The 15,099-nt window shown below is 36.1% G+C and carries 13 protein-coding genes and 1 pseudogene; 7 read left to right on the top strand and 7 right to left on the bottom strand.

All coding sequences use genetic code 11. The annotated features are described in order from the left end of the window. Positions 1 to 31: 31 nt before the first annotated feature. Positions 32 to 457 (bottom strand): carboxymuconolactone decarboxylase family protein, encoded by a 426-nt coding sequence (locus BW986_RS14625; RefSeq protein WP_076368613.1) that lies wholly within the window; start codon positions 455 to 457, stop codon positions 32 to 34. 251 nt (positions 458 to 708) lie between these two features. Between BW986_RS14625 and BW986_RS14620 the strand changes: the two genes are divergently transcribed. Together BW986_RS14620 and BW986_RS14615 are read left to right on the top strand one after the other, a co-directional pair. Next, positions 709 to 1,158 (top strand): MarR family winged helix-turn-helix transcriptional regulator, encoded by a 450-nt coding sequence (locus tag BW986_RS14620; RefSeq protein WP_076368612.1) that lies wholly within the window; start codon positions 709 to 711, stop codon positions 1,156 to 1,158. 737 nt (positions 1,159 to 1,895) lie between these two features. Beyond that, on the top strand, positions 1,896 to 2,903 hold the full coding sequence (locus BW986_RS14615; protein WP_142244624.1) for a hypothetical protein: 1,008 nt from the start codon (positions 1,896 to 1,898) through the stop codon (positions 2,901 to 2,903). Positions 2,904 to 2,973: 70 nt separating this feature from the next. Here BW986_RS14615 and BW986_RS14610 read toward each other — a convergent pair. From BW986_RS14610 to BW986_RS14600, 3 genes and pseudogenes are all read right to left on the bottom strand, one after another. Further along, positions 2,974 to 3,472: pseudogene (locus BW986_RS14610) on the bottom strand (NAD(P)-dependent malic enzyme); the annotation flags it as partial. A gap of 132 nt (positions 3,473 to 3,604) precedes the next feature. Next, complete coding sequence (locus tag BW986_RS14605) at positions 3,605 to 4,612, bottom strand: quinone oxidoreductase family protein (protein ID WP_076368611.1); 1,008 nt, start codon at positions 4,610 to 4,612, stop codon at positions 3,605 to 3,607. 114 nt (positions 4,613 to 4,726) lie between these two features. Continuing rightward, positions 4,727 to 4,987: an HPr family phosphocarrier protein gene (locus BW986_RS14600; protein ID WP_076368610.1), complete on the bottom strand. Its 261-nt coding sequence runs from the start codon at positions 4,985 to 4,987 to the stop codon at positions 4,727 to 4,729. A 531-nt stretch (positions 4,988 to 5,518) separates the two neighbouring features. Between BW986_RS14600 and BW986_RS14595 the strand changes: the two genes are divergently transcribed. Further along, positions 5,519 to 6,382 carry a LysR family transcriptional regulator gene (locus BW986_RS14595; protein ID WP_076368609.1) on the top strand — a complete coding sequence of 288 codons (864 nt, stop codon included), beginning with the start codon at positions 5,519 to 5,521 and terminating at the stop codon, positions 6,380 to 6,382. Between the two features lie 130 nt (positions 6,383 to 6,512). Here the strand turns inward: BW986_RS14595 and BW986_RS14590 are convergent, their stop codons facing one another. After that, the gene (locus tag BW986_RS14590; protein ID WP_076368608.1) at positions 6,513 to 7,826 is read right to left on the bottom strand and encodes a CitMHS family transporter; all 1,314 of its coding nucleotides are present in this window, start codon (positions 7,824 to 7,826) and stop codon (positions 6,513 to 6,515) included. A gap of 606 nt (positions 7,827 to 8,432) precedes the next feature. Here BW986_RS14590 and BW986_RS14585 point away from each other — a divergent pair. The 4 genes from BW986_RS14585 (at position 8,433) to BW986_RS14570 (ending at position 10,927) form a co-directional block, all read left to right on the top strand. After that, entirely contained in the window at positions 8,433 to 9,083 is a 651-nt protein-coding gene (locus tag BW986_RS14585; protein WP_076368607.1) for an RraA family protein, read from the top strand. 113 nt (positions 9,084 to 9,196) lie between these two features. Further along, positions 9,197 to 10,333, top strand: a complete 1,137-nt coding sequence (locus tag BW986_RS14580) for a PrpF domain-containing protein (protein WP_076368606.1) — start codon at positions 9,197 to 9,199, stop codon at positions 10,331 to 10,333. A 29-nt stretch (positions 10,334 to 10,362) separates the two neighbouring features. Further along, entirely contained in the window at positions 10,363 to 10,530 is a 168-nt protein-coding gene (locus BW986_RS14575) for an aspartyl-phosphate phosphatase Spo0E family protein (protein ID WP_076368605.1), read from the top strand. A gap of 133 nt (positions 10,531 to 10,663) precedes the next feature. Continuing rightward, positions 10,664 to 10,927 (top strand): hypothetical protein, encoded by a 264-nt coding sequence (locus BW986_RS14570; RefSeq protein ID WP_076368604.1) that lies wholly within the window; start codon positions 10,664 to 10,666, stop codon positions 10,925 to 10,927. A 924-nt stretch (positions 10,928 to 11,851) separates the two neighbouring features. Here the strand turns inward: BW986_RS14570 and BW986_RS14560 are convergent. After that, on the bottom strand, positions 11,852 to 13,252 hold the full coding sequence (locus BW986_RS14560; RefSeq protein WP_076368602.1) for an MFS transporter: 1,401 nt from the start codon (positions 13,250 to 13,252) through the stop codon (positions 11,852 to 11,854). Between the two features lie 317 nt (positions 13,253 to 13,569). Next, positions 13,570 to 15,075: a glycoside hydrolase family 32 protein gene (locus BW986_RS14555; RefSeq protein ID WP_397222479.1), complete on the bottom strand. Its 1,506-nt coding sequence runs from the start codon at positions 15,073 to 15,075 to the stop codon at positions 13,570 to 13,572. Positions 15,076 to 15,099 lie beyond the last annotated feature (24 nt).

Here is a 15,099-nt window from a genome sequence, read left to right as displayed (position 1 = left end):
AATTAAAAATTATTAAAAAAGCATGTAGTGCTTAGACAAGATCATCATGATTTGGAGTTTCAACAGATAAACCTCGTTGAGTGAATACTTTTCTAGCTACTTCTATTGCATTAAGAACACGAGGAAAACCTGTGTATGAAAGTAATTGTATGAATACTTCAATAATCTCTTCAGGAGTCAATCCGGCTGTTAATCCTGCATTAATATGCAATTCAAGCTGTGGCTCCGTTCCTAGGGTTACAAGAGACGAAATTGTGACCAAGGCACGTTGCTTGTTATCTAGCCCCGGACGAGTATAAATGTCACCATATGTAAACTCAATCATATATTTACTTACATCTGGTGCTATATCTTTAAAGTTTTCAGTAATTTTCAAATGAGTAGATGCTACTTCGTTATCTTTCACAGTAAATTCCATTAATTTGTCTAAGCCCTTTTCATAACGACTCTTTCCCATACTTGATTCCTCCTAAAGTGATAAACTAATTTCAATGCTCAAACCACTAAAAAAGCACTTCAATTTACATGTATATACATGTATCATACGAAAGTTTCTCTACATTGTTTTCCTCCCTTCATTTTAATTAGTACATACGAATATAAACAATATCATTAACAAAATACTTTAAAATACATGTATATACATATATAATGTTAGTAAGTATTATTTAATCTGTCAAGAATGAACTATAAAAGGAGAACATTTCTGTGAGTAGAGAACATAATGATATAGATCTATTGCAAATTTGTGTTGGTTCAAATCTTAGAAAAACGTCAAGAGTAGTTACTCAGTTATATGATAAATTTTTACAATCTACCGGTTTAAAAATCACTCAATACTCTATGCTAGTTAACATCGTCCGCCACAAAGGCGTTTCGATAAGTAAATTAGGAGAAATTATGCTCCTTGATCAAACAACAGCTACTCGTAATGTGAATAATTTAAAAAAAAATGGATTGGTTAACATTACAAAAGATAAATATGATTCTAGAGCGAAAATTATAACAATAACCGATTTAGGTATAAATAAACTGAAAGAAGCAAATCCAATTTGGCTCCAAATACAAGAAAGAATTATCAATGATATAGGCAAAGAACAATATAAAAGATTCTTAGAAACTTTAAAAAACATACAAAATATTGCTTCAATTATTTAATAGCTAAAATCAATAATATGATGTTAAACAAAAGGCTCTGCAGTTAGCAGAGCCTTTTTATTCGTTATAGTACTCAGATGCTATTTTTTTGTTTGCTTGCTTTTTTAATGCCTTTTCTTATTCCACTAATCTGCGCCTTTTAGTTCATAAAGAAATTCAACAACACCTTTAACAAGGCTTCAAAAAAAAAAAAAAAAAAAACCTACTCAATACGAGTAAGGGCTATTGATTATGCTGTAAACAATTTAGTGAAAGTTGCTTTACCTGCCTTCTTATCTGTAGTTATCACAAGTGTAGACGGATATTAAAATACACGGATTATGCCCAGTTGAATATGAAATAGTTTGAAATGTGGTCAGCCAGCCATTTCCCTTTCATTTTCATTAAAATAAAAAAAGCCTTGGCAACTGAGAAACTCAGTAATACCAAGGCTTTAAAGCTATTAATAGATGGACATATATTGTTCGCGTTTTGCTTTAACGGAATCAGCAGGAGGAATCTTTATGAAGATTGGACAGTTCGCCAAAAACTTTGATGTTTAGATTGATACAGTAAGACATTATATTGAAAAAGGACTTTTGATTCCCGAAAAAATAAACACACAATTTCAGATGAATACAATCTGTCTTGAAGACATGGCTTTGATTAATGAACTTAAGTTGTATCGTTTTTCGTTAAAAGAAATTCATAAAATCTTATCTTTTAAACGAATAACGAACAATGGGAATTATAGAAATATGAGCTACTTTAGAAACTTGCTCGTTGAAAAAAAGATGCAATTAATCGAGGAGAAGAATCAAATTTTAAATGCGATTCATTCGATTGATACAAAGATAAATAACGAGACATATGAGAATTTCGAACAGGATAATAGGAATAAGGGTGTTCCATTGCTTTTTGTCCCCATTCTTTCTTGCCCGTATTGCCAAAGTGGATTAAGTTTACAAAATGCTTCCATACTGGGAAATCAGATCTTTGAAGGGAATCTGTTTTGCAGCTGCGGCTATCAATCGGAAATCAAAAAAGGCATTCTGTTCACAAGCAACCTGAAGGCGTCCCCTTTTAAATATTCCATTTATGAAATTGATCTTAAAAAATGGAATCCTAATTTTATTAGTTTACTAGAAAAGAGTAAATTATGGATGTATAACGAATTAACACAACAACTAATTGAAAATAAAATTGTATTAGAAACAAACATTGAAATTTCAATGATGTTACCAACATATCTCTCTTCCCTTTCTAAAAAAAATACGTCATATATTTTTACGTGCTACTCTCTTGAATGGATTAAAACATTAAAGCAAAGCATTGAAAAACTTCACCCGGATTTATCAGTTCTTTACATTGTCAATAGCGATTTACACTTACCACTGACACATCATTCAATAGATATTTTTATTGATAGTATCTCCTTTTCTCAGTACTCTTTAATTTACAAGGAATCACCTGTTCAAATTTTAAAACAATATCTAAAAAATAATTCCTGCATAATAGGGAATGCTGTTTTTTATGAAGCGAATTCAAAGTCATTAAAAAATATTCAATCCATCTATCCGACACCAAACCTGAAGGCATTCCAACCTTACTTTTTGGAAGAAGAATTGCAGAATCATCATTTTACTATCTCAAGTAAGGAAATAGCAGGTTTCACGAAAAACCCTGGCAGCTATTTCTCGTATCATGATGAAAATGAAAAAATGAACTTACTGGCGTACAGAGCAGCCCATTCAATTTCTAAATAAAAAACAAGAGAGTATTCAAACTTTATACTCTCTTGTTTATAAGTAGGCCAAAAAGAACGAATTCTAGCCGTATCGCGGTGCCATGCTGAACATCATGAAATATAGGAATTTCACACATTTCCTGCAGCCGGCTTCAATGTCAAAACATTGAGGAGCTACAATATCTTCCAGATTCACACTGCCAAAAGACAGTTCCAGTACCTTTACAGTTTCTATCATTTTATCAGTGTCTGTTGTGTCCAATCAAATAGGGAACGCATCTACATCGGCAAATGCTTTAAACAGTAAAGCCTTTCCTTCCATTACTGGCATGGACGCTTTCGGGCCAATATTTCCATGGCCCAGCACCGCTGTACCATTAGACACAAACAGCTACGAGGTTTCCTTTCATTGTATAGTCATATATTTTGTCGTCCTCCTTTTTTATTTATAAACAAGGTTCTGCAACGCCTGGTGAATAAGCTAAACTTAAATCACTCATATTTTGTACGGTGACTTTAGAATGAATTTCAATTTTCCCCTTTTTTTCTTAAATGCATTTGTAGTGCAGCTTGTTTAAGATTCGTCATCTTTGTATCTCTACCATTCTTCTCTCTTATGATTGGAACATAAAGACATAGCTTATTTATATTTCTCAAGTTTTTGTCGGTCCACTATTTCTTTAGGTCTCTTTTTATTAATTTCTTAAACCTTGAAAACTATTAAAGCTCTAGAGATTGATTTAATTCAGAATGAGGAGGAATTAAAATAATTTTCCCTTTGCTTTTTCTTTCTTCGATTAACGCATGGCTTTTGGCTGCGTCAGCCAGTTTATAGGTATGACCAACAACCATGTTTAAACGCTCTTCTTCCAGATAACGAATAATTTGTGAGGCAACAGGCTGTACGCGTTCCGGCTTGTGCTTTCTTACAGTCCCAAAGCTGAATCCGCGTATAGACCGGCAGCTCGCATGAAGGTCTTTTGTTTGGATCAACCCGCTCTTTCCTCCGGCATTGCCAAAGTGTGCAATTCTTCCGAACATGGCCAGGCAGTCCAGGCTTTTTTCGGTCACGTCTCCTGCAATGGAATCTAAAACAATGTCAACTCCTGCACCGTTTGTAAATTCGAGCGTTTTTTTGGCAAAGTCTTCTGTTGATGTATTAATGACATGGTCAGCTCCAGCTTCTAAAACAACGTCTGCTTTTTCATCCCTGCTTACGGTACCGATCACCTTTCCTGCACCTAGCAGCTTTGCTAATTGAATGGCCGTTGTCCCTACACCTCCGCCAGCTGCATGTACCAAGACTGTTTCCCCTGCCTGAATTCGTGCAACGTCCGCTAAAAGCTGGTAAGCCGTAAAAGAAGCAATGGGTGCCGATGCAGCCGTCAAAAAATCAATCTTTTCTGAAATAGGGAAGGTAAGATTTGCAGGCGCCACTGCATACTCAGCATAAGCTCCGCCTTTTGGAAAGGCTATTACTCTTTGCCCGATGGTGAACCCCTTTACATTTTCGCCTACTTTTGTAATGACTCCTGCTGCATCAATTCCTGGCACGTAAGGCACCTTGCCATTTCCTTTAGATCCCCGCCGTATTTTAATATCACTGAAGTTCACACTGCAGGCTTCCACTTTGATGAGCACTTGACCTGGATCAACCTGAGGCTGCTCAATGTCGGTATAGGTTAATACGTCTGGACCTCCAAATTGAGTTACAACAATTGCTTTCATAAAAAGCCACCCTTCCTTATGATGAAAAATATCTCCTTACCCAATAGAATAAGAAAACGTTCTTATTCTATAAATCAAGGAGGCATCTGAAATTCTGTAGAATCTATGCCCCTGTTATTCCTTATTCAAAAGAAAAGTTTCTAAGATGGTTACACTTTTTTGTTCTTCACTCCCGTCAGCAACCAATGTAAATTCTTCTCCCTTCTTAATGGCAGAGGCCATAACTCCCATTATGCTTTTTGCAACAATAAATCTTCCATTTTTTAAAACAATTGTAATATCACTTTCAAAGTTAGATGCTTTCTGCACAAAGTGTGTAGCAGCTTTTGCCTGAAGGCCGTTTTGAAGCTGGACAATTACTTTTTTCTCTATCATCAAAAGTGTCCCTCCTTTAACATTTTTTAATAATAAGGCATTACTATTAACTTTTATTTACTTTGTTTTCGCCCACCATTTAGTATTTAATTTTGACGTTGATTGTTATTTGCTCACCTAGCTGTTGGAAAAGACCGAAAGCTAAGGTAGAGCATATTTGTCAAACAATGAGCAAGAAAAGCATAATGGCACATGTTTTTAAGCTCCGTAATTATGAATCCGATTTCAAAATCTTTTTCTCAGTTTAAAAATCCATTTATCGTAAACAAAACATCTACAATAAATTAACTGTATTAGAACTATAGCATTTAGTGAAATACTTAATTTTTATTTCTTTCTATTATTTATTTGAATATCAGAATTAATAGTGTTAGATAAACCATTAAACCGGTTCTTCCTCCCCTGTAGAACAAAAGAAGATTACTTCGCAACAAACTCTATCCTAATATTTTTAACAAAGATTGTGACGCCTATATTAAAATAAAAGAAAAGTAGTAACTCTATCTGGTTAAAGAGAGGACAAAAATAGCTATGAACTACAGAGATTGGGAGATTATAAAAATACTTTACGAACAAAAAAACATTACAAAAACAGCTCAGATTTTATTTGTTTCTCAACCTGCTCTCACGAATAGATTAAAACAAATAGAGGAAGAACTTGGTGTTAAGATGTTTAACCGCGGCAGGCGTGGGATCCATTTTACTCCTCATGGTGAGTATCTTGCTGCTTGTGCGGAAGAAGCCCTCACTTATTTCTTAAAAGTGAAAGAAATCTTAAATAATATGAGCAACGATGTAAAAGGTACACTAAGACTTGGTGTTTCTAATTTTTTTACCAAATATAAGCTTCCTACCATCTTAAAATTGTTTCAAGAACAATACCCACTAGTGGAATTTAAAATAATCACAGGCTTAAGCAGCCAGGTGTTTAAAGCTTTTTATAATCAGGATGTTCATATTGGCTTTATACGTGGAGATTATAATTGGGTGGGACAGAAACATTTGTTGATGGAAGAAACATTATGTGTAGCCTCAAAAAAGAAGATTGACCTTATAGATCTACCTTATTTAAGGAGAATTGATTACAAAACGGATTCTCTACTCAAAGCATTAATAGATAATTGGTGGACTGAAAATTATTCCCAAGCCCCTTTAACAAGTGTAGAAGTGGACCAAGTGGATACATGTAAAGAACTGGTTGTTAATGGCTTAGGCTATGGTATTTTGCCAAACCTTATCCTAGAGGGTGTAGATGATTTGCACAAAATTGAATTAGTTGATCAGAATGGAAATCCACTTTTGCGAAGAACGTGGATGTACTACAACGAAGACTCACTAGAACTCAATCTCGTCAAAGTATTCGTGAACTTTGTTGAGAACATAGACTTGCAATAATAATAAATGTCCCTAGACTATAGAGGTGAAACATTATAGCCGGGTATTCTTTTATTTTGATTTAGGTTTAAACAAAAAGCATTATCATCCCTATTCTCAATCGAGAAGGACGATAATGCTTTTCTGCTTTTTATAAGGAGATAGATATTCCTCCGGTAATTAAAGCGAGAACAATAAGAACAAGAGATGTTAGAACCGACCATTTTAGTGCAAATCGAAGATATGAACCAATCTCTAAATTCAGCATTCCGATTAATAAAATTGTTGAAGACACGAGCGGAAGCAGAAAATGAACCGGCTGGGCCAAAACAGCAGCCCGAACAACTTGGATAGGATCGATTCCATACACCACTGCTGTTTCAGCTAGAACAGGGACAACACCAAAATAATAGGCATCATTGGACATCGCAAAATTAAACGGAATACTCACAAGCCCTACAATCACTGGGAATAGTCCATTCCAAGAATCCGGGATGATTGAAACTAAGCTTCCTGCTAATGCATCGACCATTTTTGTTCCTTCTAATATTCCTGCGAAAGCCCCTCCTGCAAATACAACTAAAATGACAGTTATAGCATTACTGGCGTGAGCTTTAATGCGGTTTTTCTGCTGCTCTATACTTGGATAGTTAATCATCATTGCAACCACAGCTCCAATTAGAAATAATGTTGCCGCTTCCATTATTCCACTAATAAGTGCAGTCATCACAGCAATAGTCAGAAATAAATTTACCCATATTAACTTTGGCCGTGTTATATCATTTTGTTCAATGGTTGCTGCTAATTCTTCATTCTTTTCAAACCCCTCTATAACGGATACATCTATTACACCAATTCTTTTTCTTTCCGCTTTTCCGAGTACGTATGCTAGGAAAACCACCCAAACGACGCCGCCAATTAGTGTGGGGATTAGTGGAACAAAGAACTCTGTTTGATCAAAGCCTAACACGGATAGCGAACGTACCGCTGGTCCCCCCCATGGAGTCAAGCCGCTTACGATACTGAATGATAGCATGGAAGTCGTTGCTAATATCAAAGGATTCATGTTAATTCTTTTATACAAAGGCAGCATGGAAGAAACAACAATCATGAAAGTAGTAGTTCCATCTCCATCTAAAGCCACCAGTGCAGTTAAAACAGCAGTTCCTATGGCAATTTTTACAGGATCTCCCTTCACCGTTTTCAACACTTTCTTTATTAAAGGGTCAAACAATCCAGCATCGATCATAATACCAAAGAATAATAAAGCAAATAATAGAAAGGCGGCGGATGAGGCGACACCTTTTATTCCTTCTAGCATCATAGTATCAACTTGAGTACCGAAACCTGCGATTAGAGCAAATAAAAGTGGTACTAAAGTTAAAGCAGTAAAGGATGTCATCCGGTTAGACATAATTAATATAGTAAATACTGTGATCATTGACAAACCAAGAATAGTTAACATAATAATCCTCCTTTTATAGTGAAATAAAACTTTTGTCTTATAAACGTTTAAAATCAATTTAATAAATCAGACTTTCTGAGTATGTATTCCCATCTCTATAGATCTCGATATAAATACCGTTTATCTATTTCTACAAAGTTCCTGAATCTTGCTTCGTGCAAATAAGCATAGTGAAAAAAGCTAAAGCATTGCAATCAACCTTTCCGAACATGGATTTAATAGCGTTTTCAGGCAATAGTATCCCAATGACTTTTCCAACCTTCCGTTTATTATAGATGACGCGTAGTTATACGAAAAATTCATATATTGTATAGGTAGCAATAAATAAAATAAATATCTGTTTCCATTGAATGCTTAATTCCATGCTTAAAAGAACATCTTCTTATGTCCTTCACATTTTTTCTTCTATAAAGCCTGTGCCTTTCACTCATGAAAGATTATCTTGCACCTCTTAAATAAATTGGCTCCTCTTTTTTCTTTCGATACATCCAACGTACAATCCAGATATCGATTATTGTTATGTCTATTAATTAGGTTTTTGTATTATATTTATTGGCCTTTCTGTATTAAATTTATAAACAGTCACAGACTTAGGGAGGTAATAGTATGAAGAATATTGTAAAGCAATTTCAAGGAATCCCAACACCTTGTATTTCGGATGCCATGCAGGGACTTAATAACCTGTCTCCAGCCATTAAGCCTTTAAGCGACAATAAACAATTGATTGGAAGAGCTCTTACAGTCAAAATGCCTGTAGGTGACAACCTTGCAGTTTTAAGAGCCATCAGAGAAGCAAAACCAGGAGATGTTTTGGTTATTGATGCAAAAGGGGACTCTTATCGGGCTGTTGCTGGCGACTTCGTGGTTTCGATGGCTCAAGCCATGGGGATAAATGGAATCGTTGTTGATGGAGTGATTCGTGACATCGTTGGTATTAAAGCGCTTAACTATCCTGTATTTTGCAAAGGAACAACAGTAGCTGCAAGTGCAAAATCCGGTGCGGGAGAAATAAACGGTCCTATTTCATGCGGAGGGATTCCTGTTCATCCAGGAGATATTATTGTTGGTGATATGGATGGAGTTGTCGTTGTTCCTCAATCCACAGAAGAAGATGTTTTAACGAAAGCCTCCGCGAAATTATACCAAGACCATATCAGAGCAGAGAACATTTCCTGCAACCCTGAGGCTGTGAAAAATTATTTGGATGGTATCCTTTCAAAACATTTGAATAACGTTAAAACCTCAACTATTATATAAACAAAAAAAGATGTGCGAAAAAATAAAGAGCTCGAATAGTTGATGCTCGATTTAATGTAATCACTTTGATTGATGAATAAGATATGACTAAAATGACTTGAAGGGTGATATAAATGTCTCAGTACTCAATACCTTGTGCGCTATATCGGGGAGGCACAAGCCGCGGTCTGTTTTTTAATAAGCGGGATCTCCCTGAGGATACTGAAAGTTATCAAAAGATTTTCATGACCGGAATCGATGCTTACAACCCGTCTCAAATCAACGGTTTAGGGAGTGGAACTTCCCACACGAGTAAAGTATGCGTGATTTCCGATTCTTCCGTTGAAGGAGCCGACGTGGATTATACTTTTTACCAAATTGGTATTGGAGAAGAAATTGTTGACAGTAAAGGAACCTGTGGCAATTTAATGGCTGCTGTAGGCGCTTTCGCTGTTGACGAAGGATATATAGCTGTCCCCCCGACCGCGAGCCATGTAGAAGTTTCTGTATTTAATACCAATATTAGTAGCATGCTTCAAATTAACGTGCCTGTGGTAAATGGTAAAGCAAAAGTAACCGGGGATTATTATATGCCGGGACTGAATAATACGGGAGCGAAATTCTCTGTCAACATTCTTGCTCCTGGCGGGGGCAAAACAGGCAAAACTCTGCCTTTAGGTCTTACATATTCTGTAGCGACCACAAATAAAACGTATGATGTCTCTTTTTTAGATGTAGTTAACCCCTTTGTTTTCGTTTCAGCCCACGACCTAGGAATTAAAGGAATCGAACTCAACAGTGAGCTTTCAATTAATGACCCTCTTTTAAAAGAGCTAGATGAGATTCGGGTAAAAATGGCCGTTGCAGCGGGTATGTCAAAGACAGAAGATGAAGCGAGACAAACTCCTTCTATTCCAAAAATAGCTATTGTAACCGAACCACAAGATTATGTAACTTCAACAGGCAAACTAATAAAAGCAGAGGATGTAGATATTGCAGCTAAAATGTTATCGATGGGGAAATTCCATCGAACCTTTGCTGGCAGTGGCTTGTACTGTATAGCTGCTGCTACATTACTGCCTGGAACTCTCCCTAATCGTTATGCTAAGGCTAAAGAAACCGGAAAGGAACATATCATTCGTATCGGACAGCCTGAAGGGGTTACCGCAGTGAGAGCTGCATTGACACTAGGGAATGAAGATGTTTCTTACGTTGGTTTAGATCGGACAGCTAGAAGGATTATGAAAGGTGATTTATACATCCCTGAATAAAGAATAACAGAATCTGAGGTAATGCGACGATGGTTCAAAATTCGCTAAAGCCGTTGAGTAATAAAATTAATCAAAAAAGAAATGAAATGATTTTTCTTGGAAATCAATATGGCTTAACTTCCCCAGAAGTTATTAAAATAAGTCGCCAATTAGACAATCTTCTCAATAAACTTTATGACTATCAAAAACAACTATGAATTTTTACTATTGCTATATGGAAATGCACGGGTCAGATAAGGAAGAGGCAAAAGTTGTTATATCCCATGCATTCATGAAAAATGGCTTTCCTGTTGAAACCATGTATATACTCTTTTCTCTTGATTATTTATAATGGATGTTGCGAATTCGCTCCTTTTCGTTAGAGCACAGGATATTTGCCTCACAGGCACAGATTTACTAAATGAAGAAAACCCGGAAAGAAATTGCATTTCTCTCCGGATTTTTTTCGTTTATTACCTAGCTGATTCTGAAACAGGGTATTTACCTGCGCCTGTTTCAGAAAATGTTGACCGTGGAGGCCAATCCGAATTCGATGTTTACCTTATCCAGACCTCTTTAGTTGAAGTGGCGAAACGAACCATGCCCTTGATATGACCCAACACGCTTTCTGCCGCTAATTTTCGCCGGGCACACAATTCATCCATACCTCCTTATACTTTGTATACGAGACTATTAGGTACGGTCTCGCTTCACTCTGGCCTTATTTATTACACTCATCAACCTCCATATATAGACTTCCACGAATCATATAAGTTCAAAGTCATTACTTCCATTGTCATCCAATCATCCCAACGAAATGAATCATCTACAGTAACCCCGTAAAACTGATATATCAAAATCCCTCTAACTTCAGCTCTTTTGGTTGATGCATCAAGTTTTTTTATAAAACTTCGCATCGATGATAATTTTCTTTCTTGAGTCCTTTTTTATACCAAACATCTATCCCCATGTCCATTTGTTCATAAAATAGAAATTTTACGCATAGTTGGCTTGTATACTCCCCCTCTTCACAACAAGTTAGAGTGAATCAATTTTTTCTTTCCTAACTACAAACTTTTAAACATCACCTTCTTCCATAGGTTAATAATTGATCAAACCTGTAGACAAATTAAATTATAGATAATTAAATTTATTTATATTCTAACGAGGTTTATGCAAAAATAGATTATTCTTTTGATAGCATTGGTAAGAATCCATAAAAGAAAGCTCTAAAATTTGGAAAGGTCAAAGGTTATTATAATATTTCGTTGTTAATTCGTTTTTCTTTTGAAGTAACCTCGATTTCCTCTTCCCTTTGCTCTAAAGTGAAAAGGGAACATATTCGTAACCCTTTTCTTTAAATAACTCCATCGCTTTAAAGTAGATTAGTTCTTTTAATTCTTTTTTCTATTTTTAACCTACTTTATTATTCGTGAACACCTCAATAAGTAAAACAAAAACCCGAAATACAGACGCTCATGTTTGAGTGTTTGTATTTCGGGTAGTCATCCCATTGAATGGGTGCTTTTTAAATTCCATTTATTTTTCTCTTTGTTCCGTTTTCCACCATAGGGAATCTTTTGGATTTTCAACAGCTTCTTGATAATCAGATTTAGAAGCAACTGTTGGGTAAGAACCTTTTAGGGATTTTCCTGAAGTACTATTGAACAAGAATAATATCACTAAAAATCCGATCACATTTACAGCTGTTAGATAGAAACCAGGTGCTAAGTTATTCCCCGTTTGGTGTACTAACCATGTAGAAACTAATGGGGTAGTTCCACCAAATATTGAAACCGAGACATTAAAGGTCACTGATAATGTTCGATATCGAATATCAGTATAGAACATGGCTGGTAAAGATCCAGGCATTGTGCCTTCATAAATTGAAAGCAGAACACCTAGAATTAGAATACCTAACGAAATAAATACTAAAGCATTCAAGTTTATTAAATAAAAAGCAAGGGCAGATAATAGACTTAATCCGCCTAAACCGATTAAGAAAACAGTCTTATTTCCAATTTTATCACTGAGCTTTCCAAACATTAAAGTAAGTGGCACCATAATAATCATTAGAATCGTAATTAATAGGGTTCCTACTGTACTAGATAATCCAATTATCTCATCTAAATAAGAAGGCATGTATGATAATAGCATATAGCTTGTAATATTAAAGAATGCAACAGCTACAAAACATACAAGAATATCCTTTTTGTGATTTTTAAAAATTGAAAGGAAGCTTTCCTCTTGGGCTTCATCATCAGAAAGTTCATTTTCAAAAATCGGTGATTCTTCTAAACTTTTTCTTAAGTACAACCCAATAAGCCCTAAAGGTAAGCCGAGCAGAAACGGTATTCTCCAACCCCATGAGGCCATCTGTTGATCAGATAGAATAATAAATAGTGTACTGGCAAGTAGTGAAGCGAGTATATAACCAATGAGCGTACCAATTTCTAATCCACTTCCAAGCATATTACGTTTATTGTCTGGAGAAGATTCTGCAATATAGACCATTGCACCAGCATATTCGCCACCAGTTGAAAAACCCTGAATAATTCTAGCTATTAATAAGAGTATAGGTGCCCATATACCGATTTGATCATATGTAGGTAATAAACCAATAAGTAATGTTGAAAAAGCCATTAAAATAATCGTGGTTGTTAAAACGACCTTTCTTCCTAATTTATCTCCGATTTTACCAAATATAATACCGCCTACTGGGCGCATTAAAAAGGCAATCGCAAATGTTGCAAAGGTGAACACTAGTTTTAGCTCATCATTCTCAACAGCACTAAAAAAGTTTTGACTAATGATAACAGCTAAATAGGAATATAAGCCAAAATCAAACCACTCCATAGCGTTTCCTACCCCTGTAGCAAACACACTTTTCTTCGCTTTTTGAATATCTACAACGTTGATTTTTTTCTTGTTAAATTTCATTTAATCATGTCATCTCCATGGGATACAATTATGCAAGAATGAGAAATAAAGTCATGCTGGAGCACAAGCATATTTTGGGTGTTTTTTCCGATTATATCCCAAATAAAACTTTGTCTTCTTATGAAAACAGTTCCAACAACATTAGACTAACTTCACCAGAAATCGAAAATCCTTTGGATTATTTTGATACAAAAACAGAAAAATATTCATTTTTTTGCTTACAATAGTTCTTTTGGTTGGTAGATCCCCTGCTTCGAGAAGAAAGCAGGGGAATAAAGAAATCACTGATCCCGTAAGGGATGTCTTTCAGATGAGGTTCAATTAATCGAATCAAAATGTGAAACCTTCACATTTTTAAAGATCGCTTTGCCGCCCTCGGAGAAGAGAGTAATTCCTTTATCTTCAGCATGAGGGAATATTAAGTTTGAATAAGCAGCCTTTCCATCATCCACAAAAACTTCAATACTCGTTTTATCGACGAGAATCTTTAAATGAACCTTCTTCTTACTGGCATCAAATGGTGCAGTACTTTCAACGAACTGATTCGTTTCGTCAGGTTGATCTGTGAATGCTCGATTGACATAAGAGTAATTTTCTGCAGAAATGCCTACGTCAACGTGGCGTTTTTGATCATCTGACTCTCTGAGCCTGAATCCTGCATTCTTAAAATCCGACCATGAGAGATCTGCCTCTATTTGATAGGCATCTCCTTTAACATCAAGTGTTTCCGAGCCATCCACTTCGATTTTATCAAAAGAATTCGTTGAGCTTGTCAATTCTTTTAATGCTTCTGAAGGCTGTGAAGAAAGATAATACTTGTTCTCGCCTTCACGCTTCAGTTCAATTTGACGGACGATCGAATCCATTCCGTTAAACCCTTCTTTTAATGTCGGCGTATTATCGGCGTAGGCCCAGTTATTCATCCAAGCGAGGGCATAGCGTTTGTCTAATTTGTCACTTGCCTTGACATCTTCAAACGTTACTCCGCCATACCAATCGAAACCGTAGTCTAGCCATTGCGGTTCATTGTTATCTGGAAGAAATTCTGTTCCATTAAACGTTCCAGTCCAGTATGCATAGGTGTTTGGTTTCCCTGCTGCTTTTCCGTTTGCACTGACGCCCAGCACCCACTTTACTGTCCCGTCATCAGCGCGGATCTGGTATAGGTCAGGGCACTCTAAAACTCCAATGTTCTCAGTGGAAAAGCTGCTCGTATAGCGCCAATCTCTCAGGTTATCAGACTCATAAAAACCTATTTTCGATCCTTCGGCCATGGTCATGATCCATTTTTGATTCGTGTTATCCCAGATGATTTTTGGATCTCTAAAATCCTTCGTTCCTGGATTTTTCATAATAGGCTCGTCACTGTAAGAGGTAAACGTATTTCCTTTGTCCGTACTGTACCATAGAAATTGTTCTTGTTTCTGGCCATCCTTAGAGGGTTGTGTTGCGATCGCCACAAAAGCGTCTTTCCCAAAACCAGCTGTATTTTCCTTGTCTACAACGACTGACCCTGTCCATGGATCCCCATTTTGATTCGTATATTTTGGAATGGCAATTCCTTCATCCTTCCAGTGAACCAAATCTTTAGAGGTGGCATGTCGCCATTCTGTACCGTTGCCATCCGGGTAATCTCCATTATAAAGGTAAAAATAATGATAATTTCCTTCATAGTAAACGGGCTTCTGCGGATCGTTTTTCCAATGATCAGGAGAAGTAAAATGATAGGCAGCACGGTAAGAGTGCTTTTCTACCTTATCTGGCGGACTAGCTTCTTTTGTTTTATAAAATGAATAAATCAAAATTCCTGTGCTAATAACCATCCATAATCCAAGAACGAATAATCC

It is taken from the genome of Peribacillus simplex, assembly GCF_900156045.1.
Taxonomy (GTDB): Bacteria; Bacillota; Bacilli; order Bacillales; family DSM-1321; genus Peribacillus; species Peribacillus simplex_D.
The sequence above is the reverse complement of the archived record's forward strand: the minus strand, read 5'-3'. Positions and strand labels throughout refer to the sequence as shown.